We start from the raw sequence: 24,196 nt of genomic DNA, 5'->3' as shown, positions 1-24,196 counted from the left end.
GTGGTCTTCCTATCGGTGCAGTCATGAGACGCCCGACCCTGGAGGCGGTCGCCGCCCGGGCGGGTGTCTCGCGTGCCACGGCCTCCCGCGTCGTCAATGGGCAGACGACGGTCGCGCCCGACATCCGCGACGCCGTGCTGCGTGCGATCGACGAGCTGGGCTACGTCCCCAACTCCGCCGCGCGCAGCCTCGTCACCCAGCGCACCGACTCGATCGCCCTGGTCGTCAGCGAGCCGGGCAACCGGGTCTTCTCCGAGGACCCGATGTTCTCCACCGCGATCAGGTCGGCGTCGGTGGAGCTGGAGGCCGTCAACAAGCAGGTCGTGCTCATGCTGGTGTCCTCGCCCAAGAGCCACGCCAGGGTGGAGCGTTACATCGCCGGCGGCCACGTCGACGGCGTGATGCTGCTGTCCATGCACGGCGCCGACCCGCTGCCGTCGGCCCTGTCGCGGCTGCGGGTGCCGGTGGTCTCCTACGGGCGGCCCGCGGTGCCGGTCGACATCCCGTACGTCGACAACGACAACGTCGGCGGGGCCGAGGCGGGCGTACGCCACCTGGTAGAGAGCGGGCGGCGCAGGATCGCCACCATCGCCGGGCCGCAGGACATGATCGCCGGTCAGGACCGCCTGGCCGGCTACCGCAACGTGCTGCGCGATTCCGACCGGCGCTCCATCGTGGCCGTCGGCGACTTCACCCGCGAGTCGGGGGCCGTCGCGATGCGGCAGCTGCTGCGCGACGACCCCGAGCTCGACGCGGTGTTCGTGGCCAACGACCTCATGGCGGTGGGGGCGCTGCAGTCGCTGCGGCAGGCCGGGCGGCGGGTGCCGGACGACGTGGCGGTGGTCGGGTTCGACGACATCGAGGCGGCCAAATACACCGAGCCGCCGCTGACCACGCTCCGCCACCCGATCGCGGAGCAGGCGGCGGCCATGGTGCGCCTGCTGCTCAACCTGTTCGAGGGCGGGCCGACCGACCCGGTCATCCTGCCGACCGAGCTGGTGATCAGGGAGTCGGCCTGAACGGCGAGATGTCCGAGGTGACCGTGCGGGACAACGGTGCCGCCGTGCCAGGAGGCGGTGCGGCCGTGCCGGAAGCCGATGTGCCCGGGGCCGCCGATGCGGCCGTGGCCGCCGTTCCGGTGTCCACCGAGGCGGCGGTGGCGGCGGCGGTCGCGGTGGCCGAGGAGCACGGGGTGCGGGTGCGGGAGCCCGTGGTGCTCAACGACTCGTTCAACGTCCGCGTCCACCTGCGGCCCGCGCCCGTGGTGGCCCGGGTGCCCACCGTCACCGCGCTCGGCCGGGCCCGCCCGCAGGACGCGCTGGCGCGCGAGCTCTCCGTCGTGTCGTTCCTGGCCGAGGCGGGCGCGCCGGTGGTCCCGCCCAGCGACCTGCTGCCGCCTGGGCCGCACGTACGCGACGGGGTGACGCTCTCCTTCTGGGCGTACGCCGAGCACGACCCGGAGCGCGAGGTGACGCCCGCGACGTTCGGGAGCATGCTGGCCGAGCTGCACACCGCGCTGCGCGGCCACCCCGGCGGGCTGCCGCTGCTCGGGCCCGTGCTGGACGAGCCGCTGCGGCTGCTCGACCTGCTCTCGGCGACCCTCGACCCCGGAACGCTGGCGCGGCTGCGCGAGGCGCACGCCGAGCTGGCGGAGCGGTTCTCCGGCGCGGCGGCGCAGGCGCAGGTCGTGCACGGCGACGCGCACCCGGGCAACCTGCTGGCGACGCCGGGCGGCCTGCGGTGGAACGACTTCGAGGAGTGCATGGCCGCGCCCGTGGCGTGGGACCTCGCCTGCCTGCTGCGCACCAGGCGGCTGGACGGGCGGGCGGCCGTGCGCGCGTACGGCGCCGACCCGGAGGATCCGCTGCTGCGGGCGTGCCTGGCGGCGCGCGGCCTGCAGGGCACGCTGTGGGTGCTGCTCTGGGCGCTGCGGTTCCCCGAGCGGGCCGGTGAGGCCCGCGCGGCGCTGGACGCCTGGCTCCGCGACCCGACCGGCGAAACCCGCTGACCGCCCCACCGCCGGACCGCCGCGAACCACCCCACCGCCGGACCGCCGCGGACCGCCCCACCGCCGGACCGCTGGGATCTTCTCCCCTGCCCCGCCATGCGCCGGAAACCCGGCTATCGCCGGGCCGGGTCGCGGTCAGACGCGGAAGACGCGGAGCTGGAGCGCGAGCGTGGTGTAGTAGCCGACCAGCGTGGTCAGCTCGAACAGCTCGCGCTCTCCCAGCAGCGCGTACTCCTCGTCGTCCAGGTCGCCCTTGGTGACCAGGGCGCGGGCGACGCGCAGCACCGCCGCCTCCACCGGGTCGTCGAGCCGGAGCGCGTCGCCGGCGCGCAGGGCGGCGAGCTGCTCGTCGGTGAAGCCCAGCTCGCGCGCGACCGGCTCGTGCGCGGCCTGCTCGAACGCGCTGTCCTGGTGCCCGGCCACCACGAGGATCGCCAGCTCCCTGGCCCGGTCGGGCAGCGTGGAGCGGTAACGGATGGCCGCGCCGAGCCGCTGCAGCGGGTCGCCGACCGGCGGGCTGAGCAGCATGGCGTTGAACGGCCCGGTGAGCCCGCCATGCTCGTCCACCATGAACCGGCCGCGCGGCCCCGAGGTGATCGAGTCGTAGAGCGCCCGGGCCTCGGGGTCCAGGTCCTGCGGTGGTGTCCGACGCAGCCGTGCCATGCCGCCGATCGTAACGGGAGCATGGGCGCGGCGGTGGTCAGGCAGCCGCATGAAACGGCCGGCTCAGGCGGTCGAGCCGGACCGCGACGCCGGCTGCTCAGGCGGTCAGCCAGGCCGTGGTGTCGGTGGGGAGCAGGCCGTCCTCCAGCGGGCCGCTGGCCAGCACCACCCGGCCCTCCGGCAGCGCGACCGGTGCGGCGCCCAGGTTCGTGACGCTGGTCAGGCCCGAGTCGCGGGTGAAGGCCAGCACCTCCTCCCCCATCGGCAGCCAGGTCAGCGTCCCGTCGCCGAGCAGCTCCCTGCGGATGGCGAGCGCCGACCGGTAGAGGTTGAGCATGGAACCCAGGTCCGTACGCTGCGCCTCGGCGGTCAGCTTGCGCCAGCTCTCCGGCTGCGGCAGCCACGGCGTGCCGGTGCCGAAGCCGAACGGCGGCTCGTCACCCGACCACGGCAGCGGGATGCGGCAGCCGTCGCGGCCCGGGTTCTTGCCGCCCGAGCGGCGATACATCGGGTCCTGGCGCACCTCGTCCGGCAGGTCCTCCACCTCGGGCAGGCCAAGCTCCTCGCCCTGGTAGACGTAGACCGAGCCGGGCAGCGCCATCGCGAGCAGCGCGGCGGCGCGGGCGCGGCGGTAGCCGATCTCCAGGTCCGTCGGGCTGCCGTGCAGGGCGCCGCCGTGGGCGAAGGAGGTGTCGGCGCGGCCGTACCTGGTGACCGGCCTGGTCACGTCGTGGTTGGACAGCACCCACGTGGGCGGGGCGCCGATCGGGGTGTGCGTGGCCAGCGTCAGCTCGATCGACCTGCGCAGGTCGCGCGGGTCCCACGCGCAGGACAGGAAGTCGAAGTTGAACGCGGTGTGCAGCTCGTCGGGGCGCAGGTAGCGGGCGAAGCGCTCCTGGTCCGGCAGCCAGACCTCGCCGATGAGGACGCGGCCGCCGTACTCGTCGGCGATCTTGCGCCACCTGCGGTAGACGTCGTGCACCTCGTCGAGATCCTCGTACGCGGTGTCCGACTTGATCAGCAGGGCGGCCGAGTCGATGCGGAAGCCGTCCACGCCGCGCTCGAACCAGAACCGCAGCACGTCCTCGAACTCCCGGTGCACCTCGGGGTTCGTCCAGTTGAAGTCGGGCTGTTCCGGGGCGAACAGGTGCAGGTACCACTGGCCGTCGGGGACCTGCGTCCACGCCGGGCCGCCGAAGATCGACTGCCAGTCGTTGAGCGGCTCGTCGGCGAACCAGAACCGGTCGCGGGCCGCCGGGTTCGCCAGGGCCTCCTTGAACCAGGCGCTCTCGACCGAGCTGTGGTTCGGCACCACGTCGATGATGACCTTGATGCCGAGCCCGTGCGCCTCGTCGATGAACTGCTCGGCCTCGGCCAGCGTCCCGAAGACCGGCTCGATGTCGCGGTAGTCGGCCACGTCGTAGCCGCCGTCGGCCATCGGCGACGGGTACCACGGGTTGAGCCATATGGCGTCGATGCCGAGGTCCTTCAGGTACGGCAGGCGGGAGCGCAGGCCGGCGAGATCGCCGACGCCGTCGCCGTTCCCGTCGGCGAAACTCCGCAGGTAGACCTGGTAGATCGCGGCCCCCCGCCACCACGTTTGCGACATGCGCTCATCCCTTGATGCTTCCGGCGGTCAGGCCCGCCATGATGTGCCGTTGGAAGATGAAGAAAACGATGATCATGGGGATGCTGGTGATCAGCAGCCCGCCCATGACCTGGTTCTGGGTGACGGCCCCGGCCGTCTGCGACAGGCCCACGCTGATCGTCATCTTCTCGCTGTCCGTCATGACCAGCAGCGGCCAGACGAAGTCCTTGAACGAGGTGACGATCGTGAAGATGGAGACCACACCCAGGATGGGCCGGGAGACCGGCAGGACCACCGACAGCAGGGTCCGTACCGCCCCCGCCCCGTCGATCTGCGCCGCCTCGATCAGCTCCCTGGGGATCGAGTCGAAGAAGCGCTTGAGCAGGAAGATGTTGAAGCCGTTGGCCGCGGCCGGCAGCCACAGCGCCCACGGGTTGTTGAGCAGGCCGAGGTCGACGACCGTGACGTACAGCGGGATCAGCACCACCATCGCCGGGATCATCAGCGTGGCCAGCATCATGCCGAGGATGACGCCGCCGAACATCGGCCGCAGCTTCGACAGCGCGTACGCCGCCGACACGTCCACGGCCATGCAGACCACCCAGCCGCCCAGCGAGTAGTAGGCGGTGTTGAACAGCAGCGTCCCGATGTCGAACAGGTCCCACGCCTCGAAGAACGCCTCCGGCGACGGGTCGGCGGGAAAGAGCGTGGGCGGCATCTGCGCCAGCTCCTCCGGTGTCTTCAGCGCGCCGGTCGCCATCCAGTACAGCGGGAAGACGAACGCCAGCGTGAACAGCACGAGCACCGAGACCAGCACGAGCCAGTAGATGCGCCGGCCCCACCTGCTGTTGAGCTGGTGCGGCGAGACGATGGTGCGGAACTGCACCTCGATCGGCTTCGGCGCGCGCTTGTTCCCGCCCCGGTCGCGCCGGGCGGCCGCCCGGGCTCCGATGGAGATCACGCCTTGTCCTCCCTGGTGAGTCTGAGCTGGAAGGCGGCGAAGACGAGCAGCACGATCATGAGCATCATGCCGAGCGCCCCGGCCGAGCCGTAGTCCTGCAGCGTGAACGCGTTCTGGAACATCAGGTACGCCACCGTGATCGTGGCGTTCTCTGGCCCGCCGCCGGTCAGCATGTACGGCTCGATGAACACCTGCATGGTCGCCACGATCTGGAGCATCAGCATGAGCAGCAGGATCATCCTGGTCTGCGGAATCGTGACGTGCCTGATCCGCTTGACGATGCCGGCCCCGTCGAGCTCGGCCGCTTCGTACAGCTCGGGCGGGATGTTCTGCAGCGCGGCGAGGTAGATCAGCGTCGCGCTGCCCATGTTCATCCACGTCGAGACGATGACCAGGCTGATCAGCGCGGTGGACGAGCTGTCGAGCCAGGCGAGCGGCGGCAGGCCGAAGACGTCGAGCACCTGGTTGAACAGCCCGGGCCCCGGGTCGTAGAACCACCGGAACAGCAGCACCGAGACGATCGGCGGCAACATGACCGGCAGGTAGACCACGAACCGCAGGTAGGCCCGGGCGTGGCGCAGCTCGTTCAGCACGAGCGCGACGACGAACGGCACGGCGTAGCCGCACAGCAGCGCGAGGAGCGTGAACTCCAGGGTGTTGAGCCAGGCCTCACCGAAGGCCGGGTCGGAGATCGCCGTCTTGAAGTTGTCGAACCCGACCCAGACCGGCTCGTTGATCAGGTCGGTCTTCTGGAAGCTCAGGATGAACTCCCTGACCATCGGATACCAGGCGAACACCGTGAAGCAGAACAGCGCCGCGCACAGGAACCCGTAGGCCGTCAGGTTGCGCCGGAGAATCCGCATGAAAGGTCAGCCCTTGGAGGCCAGCAGCGCGTTCGCCTTCTTCTCCGCGTCGGCGAGCAACTGGTCGATGTTCGCGTCCTTGCGGCTCAGCACGCCGGACATCGGCACGTCGAGGATGGCGTACAGCTCTTGGGCATGCAGCGGCTCGGCCTTGGGCGGGACGTTGCCCGCGGCCTCCACGTAGGACGCGTAGTTGGCGACCGGCAGCGTCGCGTTCTTCTCCCGCTCGGCCTGGATGGCCTTGCCGGTGAGCGAGTCGCCGTACACCGCGTTGTCCGGCACGCCGACCGGGTTGCCGATGGCCTTGCCGCGGGCGAAGTCGAAGCGGCCCTTGCCGACGGTGTTGTAGCGGAAGTCGAGCCACTGCAGCGCGGCCTTGGCCTGCTCGGGCGTCGCCTTCGGGTTGATCATGAACGCCTCGCCGCCGCTCAGCGACGCCTTGGCCTCGGGGAAGCCGGTGATGCCGTAGTCGTCGACGTCGCCCTTGAACTTGGTGACCACGTCGGTGATCACGTCGGGCGCGCCGAGCATCATGCCGACCTTGCCGCTGCCCATGGCCATCATCAGCGACTCCCAGCCGACCAGGAGCTTGGTGCCCATGCTGTTGTCCACCCAGCGCATGTCGTGCAGGGTCTGGAGCACGGCCTTGCCCTCGGGGGAGTTGAAGGCGGCCTGCTTGCCGTCGGGGGTCAGCACGTCGCCGCCGCGGCCGTAGAGCGCCTGGGTGAAGTGCCAGCCGCCGGTGTTGCCGCCGGAGTACTCGCCGTAGCCGACGTAGCCGGGGCCCAGCCCGGCGATCTTCTTCGCGGCCTCGCGCACCTCGGCCCAGGTCTTCGGCGGGGCGTCGGGGTTGAGCCCGGCCTTCTGGAAGAGCGCGCGGTTGTAGACCAGGCCGACGCTGTAGTGCACGTTGGGGACACCGTAGACCTTGCCGTCCTTGGTGAGCAGCTCCTTGTGGTCGGCGCGCAGGTCGTCCCAGTTCTTGATGAGGTTCGTGTACGGCGTGATGTCCAGCGCCTGACCCTTGGAGATCACGTCGTCGTAGTTGGTCATCGGCACGACGAACGCGGTCTCCATCTGGCCGCCCGCGAGCTTGGGACCGAAGGTCTTGGGGTCGAAGCACGGCTGCTGGTCCGTGCTCTTGACCGTCACGCCAGGGTGTTCCTTCATGAACGTGGCCACGTCGTCGTCCCACGCCTTGCGTTCCTTGGGCGCGGACTTGGCCGGCTGGCAGGCCACCGTGATCGACACGGCCGAGGCGCCGCCGGCGGACGAGGCGGGCTCGTCACCCGAGCCGCATGCGGTGGCCGTGAGGCTCAACGCGGTTACGAGCAGGAGTCCGGTGGATCTCTGCATGGTTGGACCCTTCTTGATGCGAGGTGCCCACACCATAGGTTCCTCGACGGAAGGGCGCAAGATTTCGACTTCATATTGCAAGATAACGACTGCATCACGCAGGCTCTCCGAGCTTGGCACGCTTTGTGGAGGGGCGGAGGAGACTCCGTCACGCGGGCTCTCAGACCTTGGCGCGGGCCGTGGAGGCGCGGACGACGAGCTCGGGCTCGAACAGCAGCTCGTCGGCGGGGACGACGGCCTTATCGATCTGGGCCACCAGCAGGTCCACGGCCGCGCGTCCCATGGCGTCGATGGGCTGGCGCACGGTGGTGAGCGGGGGCTCGGTGCAGTTCATCAGCGCGGAGTCGTCGAAGCCGATGACCGAGACGTCGGCGGGGACGGCGAGCCCGGCGCGGCGGGCGGCCCGCACGGTGCCGAGCGCGAGCAGGTCGCTGGCGCAGACGACGCCGGTGACGCCGCGCCTGACCAGGCGGGTGGCGGCGGCGTGGCCGCCTTCGAGCGAGAACATCGTGTGCTCGACCAGCTCGGGGTCGCCGCCTGAGGCCAGGAAGGTCTCCAGCTTGCGCCGCGACGGCATGTGGTCCTTGGGTCCGAGCACCATGCCGATGCGCTCGTGGCCGAGCGCCCGCAGGTGGGCGATGGCGATCTCGGCGGCCACCGCGTCGTCGCAGGACACCTGAGGGAAGTCGAGGTGCTGGACGGCGGCGTTGACCAGGACGGTGGGCAGCTTGCGCTCGTGCAGCAGCTCGTAGTGCCCGTGGGAGGCGTCGGCCTGGGCGTACAGGCCGCCGGCGAAGACCACCCCGCTGACCTGCTGCTGGAGCAGGAGATCGACGTAGTCGGCCTCGGAGACGCCGCCGACGGTGCGGGTGCACAGCACCGAGGTGAAGCCCTGCTGGGCCAGCGCGCCGCCGACGACCTCGGCGAAGGCGGGGAATATCGGGTTCTGCAGCTCGGGGAGCACCAGGCCGACGAGCCTGGCCCGGTCGCCGCGCAACTGGGTGGGGCGTTCGTAGCCGAGCACGTCGAGCGCCGTCAGCACCGCCTCGCGGGTCGCGTCGGACACCCCGGGCTTGCCGTTGAGCACGCGGCTCACGGTCGCCTCGCTCACTCCGACTTTCTTGGCCACCTCTGCGAGTCGTCGTGTCATGCGCAAACTATACGGCCTTCAGCGCAAGCGCTTGCAACGGCTTACGCTGACCTGACGTCGCGCCTTGCGCGGGGCTCACGGGGGTTCGGGCTCGTCGCGCCCGCACTGACCAGCAGGGTTGGGCGAACTCCGACAACAGGAGTCAGTTCACCGTTTGCGAAATCTCGTCGAAATATTGCGGCTATCTGCTCGACATCTTATGGTGCGGCCATCCGCTTCACCCTCGAAGGGCCACCCCCATGAGAGCTCTGTTAGCCGCCCTCTCGTTACTCGTCCCACTCCTCGCCGTACCGCATCAGGCCGCCCATGCCGCCGCCGAGGAGAACCTCGCGCTCGGCAAGCCGATCACCGCGTCCTCGCACACCCACGTCTACGTCGCCGCCAACGCCAACGACGGCGACGTCGCCACGTACTGGGAGAGCGCCGGATATCCCGCCACGCTCACCGCCGAGCTCGGCGCGGACGTCACGCTCAGTTCCATCACGCTCAGGCTCAACCCCGACCCCATCTGGGGCCGCCGCACCCAGACGCTCGCCGTGCAGGGCCGCACCCAGGACGGCGGGGACGGCGGCGACTACACGACGCTCGTCCCCGAGGCCACGTACACCTTCGACCCCGCCACCGGCAACAGCGTGACGATCCCCGTCACCGGCCGGGCGGCGGACGTGCGGCTCCGCTTCACCGCCAACACCGGCGCGCCCGGCGGGCAGGTCGCCGAGTTCCAGATCTTCGGCACCCCAGCCCCCAACCCCGACCTCACCATCACGGACCTGACCTACTCCCCTGCCTCACCCACCGAGACCGACGAGGTCACGCTGTCGGCGACGGTCAAGAACGCGGGCAGCGAAGGCGCGCCCGCGACGTCCGTGACCTTCTACGCGGGCGACGACAGGCTCGGCACCGCCGCCGTCGGCGCGCTGGCCGCGGGCGCGAGCACGACCGTGTCGGCGGACATCGGCGCGCGCGAGGCGGGGACGTACCGGCTCTCGGCCACGGTGGACGAGGACGGCGAGATCCCCGAGCAGGACGAGTCCGACAACACCGCGACCGCGACCCTGACCGTCAGGCCCGCAGAGACGGCCGACCTGGTCGCCTCCCCCGTCTCCTGGACGCCCGGCAACCCGGCCGCGGGCGAGACGGTGACGTTCACCGTCGCCGTCAAGAACCAGGGCACGGTGGCCTCCGCCGGCGGCTCCCACGGCATCACGCTCACCGTCACCGACGCGTCGGGCGACGTGGTCAGGACGCTGACCGGCGCGGTGAGCGGCTCGATCGCCCCCGGCGCCACCACGAGCCCGGTCACGCTCGGCACGTGGACGGCCGCGAACGGCAAGTACACGGTGAAGACCGTGCTCGCCGCCGACGACAACGAGCTGCCGGTCAAGCGCGAGAACAACACCAGCACGCTGCCGCTGTTCGTCGGCAGGGGCGCGAACATGCCGTACGACACGTACGAGGCCGAGGACGCCGTCATCGGCGGCGGCGCGACCCGCGTCGGCCCCAGCAGGGAGATCGGCACGATCGCCGGCGAGGCGTCAGGCCGGCGCGCGGTGACGCTGAACCAGACCGGCGCGTACGTCGAGTTCACCGCGAAGGCGCCGACCAACACCCTGGTCACCCGGTTCTCGATCCCCGACGCGCCGGGCGGCGGCGGCATCGACGCGACGCTCAACGTCTACGTGAACGGCACGTTCCGCAAGGCGATCGAGCTGACCTCGCGCTACGCCTGGCTGTACGGCCCCGAGTCGAGCCCGGTCAACGACCCGAACGCGGGACCGCCCCGGCACATCTACGACGAGGCGCACGTGCTGCTCGGTGAGACCGTCCCGGCGGGCGGCAAGATCCGGCTGCAGAAGGACGCGGCCAACACCTCGACGTACGCGATCGACTTCGTGGACTTCGAGCAGGTCGCCCCGAAGGAGAACCCGGACCCGGCGGCGTACGCCGTACCGGCCGGATTCACCCACCAGGACGTGCAGGACGCGCTCGACAAGGCCCGCATGGACTCCGAGCTGACCGGCGTCTACCTGCCGGCGGGTGACTACCGGACGGACGGCAAGTTCCAGGTGTACGGCAAGGCGATCAAGGTGGTCGGCGCGGGCCCCTGGTTCACCCGCTTCCACGCGCCCGCCGACCGGAGCAACACCGACATCGGCTTCCGCGTGGACGGCACCGCGGGCGGCTCGTCGTTCTCCGGCTTCGCCTACTTCGGCAACTACGTCGAACGCATCGACGGCCCCGGCAAGGTGTTCGACCTCACCGACGTGGCGAACCTCACCATCGACGACGTGTGGGTCGAGCACCAGGTCTGCATGCTGTGGGGCACGAACGTGGACGACTCCACCATCAGGAACGCGCGGATCAGGAACGTGTTCGCCGACGGGCTCAACCTCACCAACGGCAGCACCGGCAACCGCGTGACCGACATCGAGACCAGGTCCACGGGCGACGACAGCTTCGCGCTGTTCTCGGCCACCGACAAGAACTCCGGCCAGCAGTTCGGCAACGTCTACGAGAACCTGACCTCGCTGCTGACCTGGCGGGCCGCCGGCCTTGCGGTCTACGGCGGCTACGGCAACACCTTCCGCAACATCTACGTGGCGGACACGCTGGTGTACTCGGGAGTCACGATCTCCTCGCTGGACTTCGGCTACCCGATGCACGGCTTCGGCGCCGACCCGCCCACGACGTTCGACGACATCTCGCTGGTCAGAGCGGGCGGGCACTTCTGGGGGCAGCAGACGTTCCCGGCGATGTGGTTGTTCTCCTCATCGAAGGTGTTCCAGGGCATCAGGATCAGCGATCTGGACATCGTGGACCCGACGTACAGCGGGATCATGTTCCAGACCGGCTACCAGAACCCGAGCACGCCGCTGAACCCGATCACGGACACGGTCTTCACGAACGTGTCGATCAGCGGGGCCGAGAAGAGCGGTGACGCCTTCGACGCCAAGTCCGGCTTCGGGATCTGGGTGAACGAGCTGCCCGAGCCCGGTCAGGGACCGGCCGTCGGGTCGGCCACGTTCACCAACCTGCGCTTCAGCGGCAACCACGAGGACATCAGGAACACGACCTCGACGTTCACGCTGACCATCAACTAGATCCCGCCGACTAGATCTCGGCCCTGGTGGGGAGCCCCTGCCAGTCGCTCACGCTGGTCACCGCGGCGGCGCTCAGCAGCGCCCCGCGGTGCAGGCGTTCCTGCGGGGTGAGGCCGTCGAGCGCGGCGCTGATGTAGCCGGCGGCGAACGCCTCGAACGCGCCGCAGGTGTCCACGATCGGCACCTGCCAGCCCTGGACGTCGTAACGCATCCGGTCGGCGCGCACGCTCGCGCCTTTCGCGCCCCTGTCCACGATGACCTCGCGCTCCGGGGTGAGGGCGGGCTTGACCAGGTCCAGCTCGTCCTGGCGGAGGAAGAGCAGGTGGGCGGCGCGGGCCAGCTCGCCCAGCACCTCTTCGGCCTCGCGTACGGAGGACCACAGCTCGGGGACGTACTCGACGGACAACGAGATCATCACGTCGGCGTTCCTCGCCGCGTTGACGGCGACGCGGACGGCTTCGCGCGCGTCCCTGCTGAGTCCCGCCGTGATGCCGGTCACGTGCAGCATCTTGGCGGCGCCGATCCGGTCGATCGGCACGTTGCCCGGCGAGAGCAGCGAGCCCGCCGAGCAGGTCCGGTAGTGCGAGACGCGGACCTGCCTGGCCACCCGGGTGTCGCGAAGGAGCAGGCCGGTCTGCACGCCGTCCACCACCCGGATGTCGGTGACGTCCACGCCCTCACCGCGCAGCACGGTGAGCGCTCTGGCGCCCAGCTCGTCGTCGCCGACCTTGCCCAGGTACGCACAGCGGTGCCCGAGCCTGGCGAGCGCGACGGCGAGGGTGAACTCGGGGCCGCAGACGTCCAGCCTGGCCTCGCTCTCGTGGCGGACCCTGCCGCTGGAGACGACGCCCAGCGGCTCGCCGAGGGTGTAGACGTCCGTCATGGGCCCAGAGCGTAGTGGATCACGTGTCCTAAATCGCATTTTTGCGACATAAGTCCTGGTCGAAGCATGATCAAATTTTTTTCAGAACTTTGACACAACCTTTTCCCGATCCGGTGCCTCAAAGTAGTAGAGGGAGCCGGCACCCCCGAGGCCGAGCTCTGAAGTCAATACGGGGAGAGGAATCAGCACCCTCATGAGAAAGATCGCAGTAGGCATTCTGACCGCCATGGTCGGCGGCACCATGCTGGTGTCGGGCGCGGGCGTCGCTTCGGCGGCCACCGCGACCACCCCTCACAAGCCCGGCACCAAGCTTTACATCCGCGACATCAGCCCGAACCCGGTCCTGGTCAAGCGGGGCGCTGAGACCACGACGTACTTCAACGTCGGCGCCAGCCGCAACGTGCAGCGCGTCGAGCTGAGCGTGGCGCCCGAGGGCGTCCGCACGCTGGCCGCCAAGAGCGTCAAGGGCCTCGAGAGCTGGCGCTTCGCCGTCGCTTTCAACGAGAACGACCCCGCGGGCAAGTGGAAGGCCACCGCCGTGGCCTTCGACCGTCACGGCCGGAAGCTCGCCACCGACTCGGCGTTCTTCTACGTGAAGCAGATCAAGGGCAAGGACGACACCCGCATCACGCGGTTCAACGCCGGCCCGTCCAAGGTCCGCAAGGGCAAGACGATCACCTTCACCGGTCGTCTCGAGGCCCGCGACGGCCGCCACTGGGAGGGCGTCCGCAACGAGCGGGTGGACATCTACTACCGGGCCACCGGCTCCAGCGTCTGGAAGCGGGTCGCCTCCGACCGCACGTCGCGGAGCGGCGTGTTCTACGCCAAGACCCGTGCCTACAAGAGCGGCACCTTCCGCGCCGTCTTCGACGGTGACCGGCGGCTCGAGGACACCAAGAGCCGTACCGACTACGTGCGGGTCTACTCCTGGCACCACCGTCACTGAACACGTGAGCAGGGCCCGGTGAGGGTCCCGCACATGTGAGGCCATAGTCCGGCGGCCCGGTCCCTCCTCGGGGCCGGGCTTCCGGCTTTTTCAGCTCGGACAGGTTTAGTGATCTTGGGATCGTCGCATGGGAACCCCCATCGCGAAAACCGACCCCCGTGAAGGAGCTTCCGGATGCCGCACCCCGTGATCGCCCTCGTCCTGAGCATCACGAGCACGTTGGGAGCGGCCCCCTCATCCGAGGTGTCCGTACGCTACGAGCAGCCCTCCTCCGCGCGCGCCGAGCAGGCGGAGAAACTGCTGAAGAAGAGCGGCGCGCTGAAGACCGACATCCGCACGCCGCGGCCCGTCGAGGTCGTCGCACGCGACTGCGACTCCCCCAAGGCGACCTGGAACGACGGCAAGCGGCGCATCACGATCTGCTACTCGCTCGTCGATCAGGTGCACCGCACGATCAAAGGCATCTCGCAGACCGAGGAGGCCGACGAGAAGACCACCGGCGCCCGCACCGACGGCGCGCTCGCCGTGCTCTTCCACCGCCAGCTCGGCCATGCGCTGACCAGGCTCAACGGCATGCCCGACAGCCCCGTGCAGGCCGACCAGTTCGCGGCCCTGACGCTGCTCGCCGACGACCCCGAGCACGTCGTGGCCGCCGCCGAGGCCCGCCACCTGCTCGCCGGCCACGACGGCCCCGACCACCTGGACGGCATGAAGGAGTCGGCCTCCTTCGCCTGCCTGCTGTACGGCTCCGACCCCGGCAAGTACGCCCGCATCGCCAAGGGCGGCTGGGTGCCGCCGGAGCGGGCGCCCTCCTGCCCCGCCGAGTACGCGCGGGTCAAGTCGATGATCGGCGGAGCCGTGCGCACCGGGCCGTGATTCGTCGGACCTGACGGGTAGCGTCCCCGGTATGGCCGAGGACCTGCTCAAAGACTTCAACCCGTTCGACATCTTCGACGCCGAGGCCGCGCGGCTCGACCGGTTCTTCTCCGGGCTCGACGAGGCCGGCTGGCAGCGGCCGTCCCGGTGCGCGGGCTGGTCGGTCCGCGACGTGCTCGCGCACCTCGCGGGCGAGGAGATCTACAACCACGCCTGCCTCGACGAGACCGTCCCCGACCTCATGGCGCGGCTGGCCGCCGAGGGCGTGAGCGACTACAACGACTTCAACGAGCTGTGCGTGCGGCAGCGCAGGGACCTGCCGATCGGCCAGGTGCTCGACGAGTGGCGCACCAAGAACGGCGAGACCAGGGCGCGCATGCGGGCGCTCGGCTACGACGCCGCGCTCCAGACCCTGGCCGGGCCCTACCCGGTGGGGCAGCAGACGTTCCACTACGACTCCGAGTACGCCACCCATGCCGACGACGTGGGCGCACCGGTCTCCGACGAGGAGGCCGAGGGCAGGACCGCGTGGCGGGTGGCCGTCGGCCGGTTCGTGCTGGCCGAGCAGGGCGCGAAGGTGCAGGTCGAGCCGATGGGCGAGCAGATCTTCGCCTCAGTGGACGGGGTCAGCGCGACGCTGCCCGCCCCCGACTTCGTGACGGCCACCGTGGGGCGGCTGCCCGCCTCGTACGACCTCGATACGCGCCTGGCGGCGGCTCTGCGCTGCCTGGCCTGAGGAGGACTCCATGTGGTTGCGCGACCGCTCGGGCACCGAGCCGGTCACCGCCCGCAGCGCGCTCAGCGTGCGGCGGGTGCTGTCGATCATCGCGCTGGTGCTCGCCGTGGCGGCGGCGGTGTTCTTCGTCGTCCAGGCCATGAACACCGGCGAGCAGGTGTGGATCTGGGAGGCGGTGATCGCGGCGGTGGTGGCCGTCGTCGCCGCCGTCGATCTGCTTGTGCTGCGGCACCGCCGGGCCTCTGGCGAGGTGGAGGGCCGGCGGCGACGCTGAACGCGTGGACGCTGCGTTGTCGTGCTGGGCGCACCGTCCGCTTGCCGGGCGCACGCCGATTGCCGGGCGCGCACTGCTTGCCGGACGCACACCGCTTGCCGGGCGCGCAGGATTACTGGGCGCGCACCGCTCGTCGGGCGCACGCCGATTGCCGGGCGCGCACTGCTCGTCGGGCGCGCACCGCTTACCGCTTGCCGGACGCGTACCGCCTCCTTGGAACACGCGGCGCGTCCGTCAGACGCCTAGGGCGACACCGGCGGCGGGTGTCAGGAGGCGGTGCGGCCGTAGCGCTCCATGAAGCGCTCGACGCGGCCGGCCGTGTCGAGGATGCGGCCCTTGCCGGTGTAGAACGGGTGGCTCGCGGACGACACGTCCACATCGATGACCGGGTACGTCTTGCCGTCCTCCCACTCGACGGTCTTGTCGCTGGTCAGCGTGGAGCGGGTGAGGAAGGCGTAGCCGACGCTCGGGTCGCGGAAGACGACGGGACGGTAGGCGGGGTGCAGGTTCTTCTTCATGCCCTCTGCAACCGGATGACAACGGTTTTCATTCCCGAGCTTTCGGGAGCCTTTACGCCGGCGCTTCGGGGTCGAGCCCCAGCACCGCACGGCCCCCGTCCACCGGCACCGTGACCCCGTTGACGAAGGACGCCTCATCCGAGAGGAGATACGCCACGACGGACGCCACCTCCGCCGGCGTGGCCACGCGGCCCAGGGGATGCAGCTTGGCCAGCTCGGCCTCGACGGCCGCCGCGCCCTCGGGGCTCTGCTCGGCCAGGAACCGCTCGTACCGTTCGGTCGCCACCGAGCCGGGCGCCACCGCGTTGACCCGGATGCCGCGCTTGCCGTACTCCACGGCCAACGCCCTGGTCAGACCCTCCGTGGCGGCCTTGGCCGTCGCGTACGGCAGGCTGCCGGGCACGGGCCTCGCGGCCTGGTGCGAGGTGACGTTCACGATGGCGCCGGGGTTTCCGGCGGCCAGGAAGTGACGTACGGCGGTGGCGCAGCCCACCAGCGCGAGGTCGAGGTTGGCCGCGATCAGCTCCCTGACCTCGCCGATCGGCGAGGAGTGCACGGAGGCGTCACGGAAGACGGCCGCGTTGTTCACCCAGCCCGCCAGCCGACCCGACTCCCCGGCCAGGCGGGCGGCCCTGTCGGCGACCCCCTCGTCGGAGGCGTCCCCGACGAACGGCACCACCCGGTGGCCGTCCGCCCAGGACAGAGCCTCCTTGTCGCGTTCAAGGGCGACCACGGTGACCCGATCGTCGCGTAGCAGCCGCTCCACCACCGCTCTGCCGATGCCTCGTCCACCACCAGTAACCACGTAGGAAATAGGCATATTCTCGATGCTAATCGATCTTTAGCGCCATTGCTGGCGCTAAAGTGACTTGCGTCACCATATTCTCCCGAGAATGGACAGATCGTAATCACACGATTGCGGAACCGGCATTTCATGTGCGCATTGGCGATCACCTGGACAGCCGGATAGAGCGCCCATTTATCGCGCTTTTTCGCGCCGTATCCCCATCGACGACCGGGCTCCGCACGCACGCGGACGAGGCGGCGGCTCGAGCACTTGAGTACGGTGGAGCCGCAACCGCGATCCTCCGCCGAATGCATGGTCAGCCCAGGGCGGAACCGGACACCAGCCCGCCGCCGAACACGTAAGGTAGCCGCATGGATACCCCCACCGACGTCCTGCACCGCGTGTTCGGCTACGACTCCTTCCGCGAGGGCCAGCAGGAGATCATCGAACACGTCGTGGCCGGGGGTGACGCGCTCGTCCTGATGCCCACCGGCGGCGGCAAGTCGCTCTGCTACCAGATCCCCGCGTTGGTGCGTCCCGGCGCCGGCGTGGTCATCTCCCCTCTGATCGCCCTGATGCAGGACCAGGTCGACGCGCTCAGGGCGCTGGGCGTACGCGCCGGGTTCCTCAACTCCACGCAGGACTTCGACGAACGCCAGCTCGTCGAGGCGGAGTTCCTGGCCGGCGAGCTCGACCTGCTCTATCTCGCCCCCGAGCGGCTGCGGCTCGAGGCGACGCAGCGGCTGCTGTCCAAGGGCGAGATCTCGGTGTTCGCCATCGACGAGGCGCACTGCGTGTCGCAGTGGGGTCACGACTTCCGCCCCGACTACCTCGAGCTGTCCCGGCTTCACGAGCTGTGGCCCGACGTTCCGCGCATCGCGCTCACCGCCACCGCCACGCCGGCCACCCACGCCGAGATCTCATCCAGGCTCGGCCTCGAGCAGGCCCGCCACTTCGTGGCCAGTTTCGACCGTCCCAACATCCACTACCGCATCACGCCCAAGAGCGACCCCAAGCGGCAGCTCCTGGAGTTCCTGCGCACCGAGCACGACGGCGACTCCGGCATCGTCTACTGCCTGTCCCGCTCGTCCGTCGAGAAGATCGCCGAGTTCCTGGTCGGCAACGGCATCCCCGCCGTCCCCTACCACGCGGGGCTCGACGCCCGCACCCGCGCCCACCACCAGGCCCGGTTCCTGCGCGAGGAGGGGCTCGTGGTGGTCGCCACGATCGCGTTCGGCATGGGCATCGACAAGCCCGACGTGCGCTTCGTGGCCCACCTCGACCTGCCGAAGTCGGTGGAGGGCTACTACCAGGAGACCGGGCGGGCAGGGCGCGACGGGCTGCCAGCCACGGCGTGGATGGCGTACGGGCTGCAAGACGTCGTCCAGCACCGGCGCATGGCCATGGAGGGCGACGAAGCCCACCGCCGCCGCCAGGTGCTCCACCTCGACGCGATGCTCGCGCTGTGCGAGACGGTCGGCTGCCGCCGCATGATGCTGCTCGACTACTTCGGGCAGAAGGGCTCCCAGCCCTGCGGAAACTGCGACACCTGCCAGACGCCGCCCGAGTCGTGGGACGGCACCATCCCCGCCCAGAAGGTGCTGTCCACCGTGCTGCGGCTGGCGCGGGAGCGGCGGCAGAAGTTCGGGGTGGGGCAGATCGTCGACATCCTGCTCGGCAAGAAGACCGCCAAGGTGCTGCAGCACAACCACGACACGCTGAAGGTCTTCGGCGTGGGGGCCGACCTGGGCACCGCCGAGTGGCACAGCGTCGTCCGCCAGCTCCTCGCCCAGGGGCTGCTGGCGGTCGAGTCCGACTACGGCGCCCTCGTCCTCACCGACGCCAGCGCCGACGTGCTGCGCGGGCAGCGCGAGGTGCGGCTGCGCCGCGACGTCCTCCGCCCGGCCCGCGCCAAGACGTCCTCCCCCGCCGCGAAGGCCGCCAAGGCCGCCGCCGAGCTACCCGCCGAGGCCGCCCCGATCTTCGAACGCCTGCGTGCGTGGCGCGCCGCGGTCGCGAAGGAGCAGGGGGTGCCCGCCTACGTCATCTTCCACGACGTGACCCTCCGCGAGATCGCCACCGCGCGGCCTGCGACCTTGCAGGAGCTGAGCCGGGTGAACGGCGTGGGGGAGAACAAGCTGGCGAAGTACGGCGAACAGGTCCTGGAGCTGCTGAGCGAAGACGCGCCGGAGGTGTAACCAGGGCGAAGCGCAGCGGACCGGCCATGCCGGGCGCACCGGGCGAATCGCCCAGGGCGCGCCGCTCCGGGGCCAAACGTATCGGGGTGGGTGCACCGTGGGGAGCGTCGGCCCGGCCTCTTGCGGTCTCACACCGCCGCACACCCTGGGCTGGGCACGACCTCGCATCGCGCGGTCGGCCCCAGCATCCCTCCCGCGTCCTTCCGCACCTCGCCGCACGCTGCCTCCCACCTCCCCCGGGTCGCGCGCAACGGGCCCGCGCCTCTCGCGGTCCGCGAGCGGTCCGTGCCTCTCGCGGACCGCTCGCGAAGGGACGGGAGAGCGGACAACGAGCGCGCGGCCACGCAAGCGGTCCGCGAAGCGCACGCCGACTACTACGTACGGACGACGACTACGTATGGACACAGACCGACCCGCCTAAGCGCGCACAGGTCGCCGACGACGAGCGCACACTCGCGAGAGCGCCCTCGCGAAGAGGCCGTGAGAACGCCCTCACGAAGAAACCACCAGAACGCCCTCACGAAGAGACCACCAGAACGCCCTCACGAAGAGACCACCAGAGCGCCTTCGTGAGAGAGACGCGGCGACGACGATCACAGAGGCACGGACAGTCCCGACCCTCCGTGGAGCAGCACGCGACGATCACGGGCCGGCGGGAGGAGCCGCTGACGGGCGTGGACCAGCGAAAGGACTTCTCACAGGGCAGACTGGTCCAGGGCCATCGCGTTGGTTCTCCCTTGGTGTGTGACTTGGCGGTTTCCCCCAGAGACTCACGCGATGGCCCCCTTTCGTCGAAGGCGACGCGCCGATGAGGGCCGGTTCTACACCACTTGACGGGACGTAACCCCCGCGCGCGTGGAACGTACGGCGAACGCGGCGTGGGGCGATCACGAAAGGGCGTGGGAACGGCTGCGTAAGGAGCATGGGGTGTGGGGCGCCGGCCGTGCTGAACGATGGTGGTGGCGACGGCCGCACGAAGAACGGTCGTCGCCACCACGTTGGCCGGCCCGTCCGCGCTGGACGAAGGGTCGTCTCGCGGACTTGACCGGACGTCTTACCCGCTCCTCGGCATGGCGTGGCTCACGTGGCATTCCAGCCGCAGCCGAGTGACCCTAACCGATCTTCTCACCGTATCGGTCGGAACGCCGCCGGGTTCTACCAAGAGCCGCGTCAAGGTGTGCGGTTGACATTTCCGTACGAAGTGATCGTACGACGTGCCGGCGGTCAATGTGCAGCCGGGTCCCGCCACTCGGACACTTGACGATCTTCAGAGCTTCCCCTCAACGGCCGGAGGGCTCGCCGACAGGGCGGGCCGTGGCCTGTCGGCTATCAGCGGAAAGGGGTCCATGCGGGGTCGCGGCCGAGGTAGGCCAGGAGATGATCGTGGGCGGGGGCGTGCGGCGGGACGGCGAGGGGTGGGGCAAAGCGGACGAAACGCTCCTCGGCGGTGACGAAGAGGCGGGCCAGGTCGAGCAGTTCCTCGGCCAGGAGCGGTGGCAATGGTCGGCGTTCACCGCACGCCATGGCGACGTCCCAGCCGTGGACGGCCACTTCGATCGCCCCCACCGCGGCCACCATCGGACGGGTCAGGTGCCGGTCGCCGACGGCGACGAGATCGTCCCCTGCGAGAGCCACCCACCGACCGAGCACCTCTGTGGCGCTGTCCCTGAGGAGGAGGGCCGGGTTGCGAAGCCCGGGGTGCCCGGTCGAGTTGCCCGGCCCATCCTGCGGAGCCGGGGTGCACAACTCATCCTGCGGGGTCGGGTTGCACTGCTCATGCTGCGGTGGCAGGTTGTGGAGCTCGTGCCGCAAAGCCGGGTCACGGAGCCTGTCCTGCGCGGCCGGGTCACGGAGCCCGTCTTGCAGGGTCGGGGTGGGTCGGTCCTGCTGCGCGGCTGCATCGCGAGACTCGCGCTGCGGGGCCGAGGTGCCAAGCCCATCCTGCGGAGCCCGGGTGCGGAGCCCATCCTGCGGGGCCGGGGTGGGTCGGGCCTGCTGCGCGGCTGCATCGCGGGACTCGCGCTGCAGGGCCGGCATGCCAAGCCCATCCTGCGGGGCCGGGGTGGGTCGGTCCTGCTGCGCGGCTGCATCGCGGGACTCGCGTTGCGGGGCGGAGCTGCGGAGGTCATGCTGTGGGGCCGCCCGGGGTGCGGCGATCACGGTCGGCTTGGCTCTCTTGGTCACCTGCCGTTGCATACCGCTCCCCTCGGCGCCGTCCATCGGAGACGCGAGCGAGACGACGGCCCTCTCGGCGGCGCTCGCCGTACCGCCCGCGTTTGTGCAGACAGGGGTGGCGGCTTCGGCGAGGGTCTGGAGGGAGTCGCTCAGGTGGAGCAGCAGGTCGTGCAGCGTCCAGCCGGTGCAGGGAGTCGGACGGCGAAGGATGGCCGGGGTGACCAGGCGCAGGCTGCCGAGGGCGTACGTGGTGGCTCGTTCCAGCAGCGCCACCCCTGCTTTCAGGGCCTTCTCGTGCTCACTCATATCGCCTCCTCATAGATGGAGACCCGTGGGGAGGCGAGAACTCATCGGGCCGGTAGGGGCTCACCCTCTTCTCGCGGATCGTCACCGACGGGAGGAGCCGGCCGGGCAGGCGGCCTGGACCCGGGGCACGCACTTCATGGTGATACACGGTTCCGGGCACGCGTTGCCGATCACGCGCTGCCGGTGCCTCATCCCGCTCGTGCGATGGCCGTGGAACCTTCTGCCGGGATCCGGAGTAGTGGGGGTGAGGACGGGCGAGGCGAAGGAGGACCGGTGAAAGCGTGGTGGCGTGTCGCGGCCGCTGTCGCGGCGATGGTGGCGGCGGTGGGTGGGTGTGCGGGTCCGAGTTCGGCCCCCGGCGGTAAGGCGGGTGCCGGCATCGAAGCCGGCACCGATGCGAAGTCGAGTGGCGGCCCCGAGGCAAGTACCGGCGTGGAAGCCGGCACCGGCGCGAAGTCGAGCGGCGGCCCGGAGGCGGGTGACGGTCCGAACTCGGCTGATGGTGTGCAAGCGGCTACTGACGCGCCCGTGACGCCGACCGCGACGCCACCGACCATGCCAACAACCACGCCAACGGCCACGCCAACGACAACGGCCACGGCCACGGCGACCGCGACGGAGGGCCCGACGGCGACGGGGAGCGACACTGACGCACAGGCGACGGCGAGGCCCACACGAGCCGGGGCAGGGTGCAAGGGGACGCCGGTGTTCCTCGGCGAAGGGTTCCCGGAGGTGCGGGGGACGGCCGAGGGGGCCGAGCTTTGGGGGTTGCTGTTCGTACGGGCGACTCCGCTGAAGCGCGGGGACGAGGTGAAGATCGTGTGGCGGATGACCGGCGAGGGGCCGCTCAAGGTCCGGGCAAGCCTGCCCGACGGCACCCGCGCCAAGCTGATCTGGGGGCCCGAGGAACACGGCGGGTCCAGTTGGCGCAGGCCCGGCCAGGAGTGGGGTACGGGCTTCGTGTTCCCGAAGGCGGGCTGCTGGAAGATCGAGCTCACCCGTACGCGCGGCTCGGGCCACGTCTGGCTGCCGGTGCATTGACGGCCCTGCCCATGGCCGGCTCACCCCGGCCGACGAGGACAGCACGGGTTACCGGGCCTCGGTGCGGCGAGGGGCGCTGGAAGAAGGAGCAGGTCGAAGCCTTTATGAGCCTGTTCCGCAAGGCGGACCCGGTGTGGACGACCGCACACGGCAAGCGGCTGTCCGGCTGGCAGACCATCCACGACTTCACCGCCCAGGCCCTTCCCGGCGCCACCAAGCACGGCATCGCCGCCTACACCCCCGTGCGCATCCTCTTCATCCGCCCGGACGTGGCCGCCGTCAACGTCCACCAGGTGCCCTTCAACCCTGACGGCACCCCCGCCGACACCCCCGAAGGACGCCCCTTCTACATCCTCGCCAAGGAAGAGGGTGTCTGGAAGATCACGGCCGCCCAGAACACCCAGGTCTACCAGGGCTCCTGAATCGTCTGGAGGCACACCACGGCTTCGGTTCGGACGGTACGAACGGCGGGCCCCGTTCGCTCGCGCCACAGCTCGGGTGCGGGCGGACGACGTCGGGTGGACGGGGTGCCGGGTGACGGCGCGGAGCGGGCGCAGGTGCAGGAGCGGGGAGCCGGGGTGAGGTACGGCGGACAGCGCAGCCCACCGCGCGGAGCTCGTCCGCCGTCGCGCATCGGCCGCTTGATCTGCGCCCGCCGCCTCCGTCCGCGCCGGAACGGGATCCGCGCGGGTGAAGGCGGCGGCGGACGTTCGGCAGGCGGACCCCGTCTGTACTGACGGGACCGACGCGGACGAAGACAGCGCGCCAACAGCGGGCGAGCCCGTGCATGCCGAACGGGATCAGCACGCACAGATGCCGGACGTGCGACTCGCGTCGTTCCCGACCGATCGCCCCTTCCGCCGGAAGTGCCGGCCGACGCCAACCCGCAAGCGCGTTACGACGTGCGTCCGCTCAGGGCGCGGTCGATGAAGGCGGTGACGTCGTCCAGGACCTCGTCCTTGTTCGTCTCGTTGAAGATCTCGTGCCGCGCCCCCGGGTAGATGCGCTCGGTCAGGTCCGTCCCGCGGATGGCGTCGATGCCGGCGCGGGTGCCGGTGATGGGAACGAGCTGATCGTCCTCGCCGTGCGCCCAGAGCGTGGGCAGGGGGCCGAGGCTGCCGGTCTTGTTGATGACGTCCAGGGTGGTCGCGAGCGCCTCCAGCGTGGTCCGCTTGAACGGCCCGTGCCAGACCAGCGGGTCGGCCGCGTACGCCTCCCCCACCGCCGGGTCGCGGGACAGGGTGGACGGGTCGATGGGCGTGTCGGGCGGCTCGGGGTAGGCGAGCAGCTCCGGCACGACCGCCCACTCGCCGAGCACCGGGCCCGACAGGACGAGCGCGGCCAGGCCGGTGCCGTAGCGCTGGGCGTACCGGGCCGCGATCAGGCCGCCCATCGAGTGGCCGATCATCACGACCGGTACGTCCGGATGCGCGGCCCTGGCCTGCTCCTCGACGGTGTGCACGTCGGTGACCACGTCCTCGTAGTCGGCGATGAGGACCCGGTCGCCCTCGGACTTGCCGTGCCCCATGTGGTCGAGCCCGTAGACGGCGGCCCCGTGGCGGACGAGCCGGTCGGCCACGTACTCGTACCGGCCGATGTGCTCCCCGTACCCGTGGACGAGGATGGCGACGTAGCGCGGCCGGTCGTTGGGCCATTCGCGGACGTGGTTGGTGACTCGGCTGCCGGTGAACGTGTACTCGCGTGAGGTGGCCATGCCCGCTCCTGGATGCTCACTTCTGGGTCCGAAGTGCGGTGAGCGTACGCCG

The 24,196-nt window shown here is 70.3% G+C and carries 21 protein-coding genes; 10 read left to right on the top strand and 11 right to left on the bottom strand.

What is annotated here, in order from left to right; genetic code table 11:
- The first annotated feature begins 23 nt into the window (after positions 1-23).
- The gene (locus AB0K67_RS18090; RefSeq protein ID WP_364060774.1) at positions 24-1,019 is read left to right on the top strand and encodes a LacI family DNA-binding transcriptional regulator; all 996 of its coding nucleotides are present in this window, start codon (positions 24-26) and stop codon (positions 1,017-1,019) included.
- Positions 1,020-1,084: 65 nt separating this feature from the next.
- Positions 1,085-2,008 carry a phosphotransferase gene (locus AB0K67_RS18085; RefSeq protein WP_364060771.1) on the top strand — a complete coding sequence of 308 codons (924 nt, stop codon included), beginning with the start codon at positions 1,085-1,087 and terminating at the stop codon, positions 2,006-2,008.
- A 135-nt stretch (positions 2,009-2,143) separates the two neighbouring features.
- Here the strand turns inward: AB0K67_RS18085 and AB0K67_RS18080 are convergent, their stop codons facing one another.
- The 6 genes from AB0K67_RS18080 to AB0K67_RS18055 form a co-directional block, all read right to left on the bottom strand.
- Positions 2,144-2,671, bottom strand: coding sequence for a carboxymuconolactone decarboxylase family protein (locus AB0K67_RS18080; protein ID WP_364060769.1), 528 nt, complete (start codon positions 2,669-2,671; stop codon positions 2,144-2,146).
- A 97-nt stretch (positions 2,672-2,768) separates the two neighbouring features.
- Entirely contained in the window at positions 2,769-4,280 is a 1,512-nt protein-coding gene (locus AB0K67_RS18075) for an alpha-amylase family glycosyl hydrolase (RefSeq protein ID WP_364060766.1), read from the bottom strand.
- 4 nt (positions 4,281-4,284) lie between these two features.
- On the bottom strand, positions 4,285-5,220 hold the full coding sequence (locus AB0K67_RS18070; protein ID WP_364060763.1) for a carbohydrate ABC transporter permease: 936 nt from the start codon (positions 5,218-5,220) through the stop codon (positions 4,285-4,287).
- Complete coding sequence (locus tag AB0K67_RS18065; protein ID WP_364060760.1) at positions 5,217-6,083, bottom strand: sugar ABC transporter permease; 867 nt, start codon at positions 6,081-6,083, stop codon at positions 5,217-5,219. Before AB0K67_RS18065 ends, AB0K67_RS18070 begins: the two co-directional genes overlap by 4 nt.
- 6 nt (positions 6,084-6,089) lie before the next feature.
- Positions 6,090-7,439, bottom strand: a complete 1,350-nt coding sequence (locus AB0K67_RS18060) for an extracellular solute-binding protein (protein WP_364060756.1) — start codon at positions 7,437-7,439, stop codon at positions 6,090-6,092.
- Between the two features lie 160 nt (positions 7,440-7,599).
- A complete protein-coding gene (locus AB0K67_RS18055; protein ID WP_364060753.1) occupies positions 7,600-8,589 on the bottom strand; it encodes a LacI family DNA-binding transcriptional regulator in 990 nt (329 codons plus the stop codon).
- Positions 8,590-8,828: 239 nt separating this feature from the next.
- On the opposite strand from AB0K67_RS18055, the gene AB0K67_RS18050 reads away from it, so the two are divergent.
- Positions 8,829-11,690, top strand: coding sequence for a CARDB domain-containing protein (locus tag AB0K67_RS18050; protein ID WP_364060750.1), 2,862 nt, complete (start codon positions 8,829-8,831; stop codon positions 11,688-11,690).
- Between the two features lie 10 nt (positions 11,691-11,700).
- Here AB0K67_RS18050 and AB0K67_RS18045 read toward each other — a convergent pair whose 3' ends face one another.
- Positions 11,701-12,573 carry a sugar kinase gene (locus AB0K67_RS18045; protein WP_364060747.1) on the bottom strand — a complete coding sequence of 291 codons (873 nt, stop codon included), beginning with the start codon at positions 12,571-12,573 and terminating at the stop codon, positions 11,701-11,703.
- A 193-nt stretch (positions 12,574-12,766) separates the two neighbouring features.
- On the opposite strand from AB0K67_RS18045, the gene AB0K67_RS18040 reads away from it, so the two are divergent.
- The 4 genes from AB0K67_RS18040 to AB0K67_RS18025 all read left to right on the top strand — a co-directional run bounded on the left by AB0K67_RS18040 (position 12,767) and on the right by AB0K67_RS18025 (position 15,405).
- Positions 12,767-13,519 (top strand): hypothetical protein, encoded by a 753-nt coding sequence (locus tag AB0K67_RS18040; RefSeq protein WP_364060744.1) that lies wholly within the window; start codon positions 12,767-12,769, stop codon positions 13,517-13,519.
- A gap of 174 nt (positions 13,520-13,693) precedes the next feature.
- On the top strand, positions 13,694-14,395 hold the full coding sequence (locus tag AB0K67_RS18035; protein WP_364060741.1) for a DUF4344 domain-containing metallopeptidase: 702 nt from the start codon (positions 13,694-13,696) through the stop codon (positions 14,393-14,395).
- A gap of 31 nt (positions 14,396-14,426) precedes the next feature.
- Positions 14,427-15,131: a maleylpyruvate isomerase family mycothiol-dependent enzyme gene (locus AB0K67_RS18030; protein ID WP_364060738.1), complete on the top strand. Its 705-nt coding sequence runs from the start codon at positions 14,427-14,429 to the stop codon at positions 15,129-15,131.
- A gap of 10 nt (positions 15,132-15,141) precedes the next feature.
- Positions 15,142-15,405 (top strand): DUF6343 family protein, encoded by a 264-nt coding sequence (locus AB0K67_RS18025; protein WP_364060735.1) that lies wholly within the window; start codon positions 15,142-15,144, stop codon positions 15,403-15,405.
- A gap of 266 nt (positions 15,406-15,671) precedes the next feature.
- Here the strand turns inward: AB0K67_RS18025 and AB0K67_RS18020 are convergent, their stop codons facing one another.
- Complete coding sequence (locus AB0K67_RS18020; RefSeq protein WP_364060732.1) at positions 15,672-15,923, bottom strand: type B 50S ribosomal protein L31; 252 nt, start codon at positions 15,921-15,923, stop codon at positions 15,672-15,674.
- 52 nt (positions 15,924-15,975) lie between these two features.
- Complete coding sequence (locus AB0K67_RS18015) at positions 15,976-16,743, bottom strand: SDR family oxidoreductase (RefSeq protein WP_364060729.1); 768 nt, start codon at positions 16,741-16,743, stop codon at positions 15,976-15,978.
- Positions 16,744-17,081: 338 nt separating this feature from the next.
- Here AB0K67_RS18015 and recQ point away from each other — a divergent pair, with 338 nt between their 5' ends.
- Complete coding sequence (gene recQ / locus AB0K67_RS18010; protein WP_364060726.1) at positions 17,082-18,908, top strand: DNA helicase RecQ; 1,827 nt, start codon at positions 17,082-17,084, stop codon at positions 18,906-18,908.
- 1,329 nt (positions 18,909-20,237) lie between these two features.
- On the opposite strand, the gene AB0K67_RS18005 is transcribed toward recQ, so the two are convergent.
- The gene (locus AB0K67_RS18005) at positions 20,238-21,389 is read right to left on the bottom strand and encodes a maleylpyruvate isomerase N-terminal domain-containing protein (protein WP_364060723.1); all 1,152 of its coding nucleotides are present in this window, start codon (positions 21,387-21,389) and stop codon (positions 20,238-20,240) included.
- Between the two features lie 705 nt (positions 21,390-22,094).
- On the opposite strand from AB0K67_RS18005, the gene AB0K67_RS18000 reads away from it, so the two are divergent.
- Positions 22,095-22,430: a hypothetical protein gene (locus AB0K67_RS18000; protein ID WP_364060720.1), complete on the top strand. Its 336-nt coding sequence runs from the start codon at positions 22,095-22,097 to the stop codon at positions 22,428-22,430.
- Between the two features lie 11 nt (positions 22,431-22,441).
- Positions 22,442-22,852: an SgcJ/EcaC family oxidoreductase gene (locus AB0K67_RS17995; protein WP_364060717.1), complete on the top strand. Its 411-nt coding sequence runs from the start codon at positions 22,442-22,444 to the stop codon at positions 22,850-22,852.
- A 473-nt stretch (positions 22,853-23,325) separates the two neighbouring features.
- Here AB0K67_RS17995 and AB0K67_RS17990 read toward each other — a convergent pair whose 3' ends face one another.
- Positions 23,326-24,144 carry a lysophospholipase gene (locus tag AB0K67_RS17990; protein WP_364060714.1) on the bottom strand — a complete coding sequence of 273 codons (819 nt, stop codon included), beginning with the start codon at positions 24,142-24,144 and terminating at the stop codon, positions 23,326-23,328.
- Positions 24,145-24,196 lie beyond the last annotated feature (52 nt).

The organism is Nonomuraea sp. NPDC052634, from assembly GCF_040678535.1.
In the GTDB taxonomy this organism is placed as follows: Bacteria; Actinomycetota; Actinomycetes; order Streptosporangiales; family Streptosporangiaceae; genus Nonomuraea; species Nonomuraea fastidiosa.
Note: the sequence above shows the minus strand (reverse complement) of the source record. Positions and strands in the feature narration are given on the sequence as shown.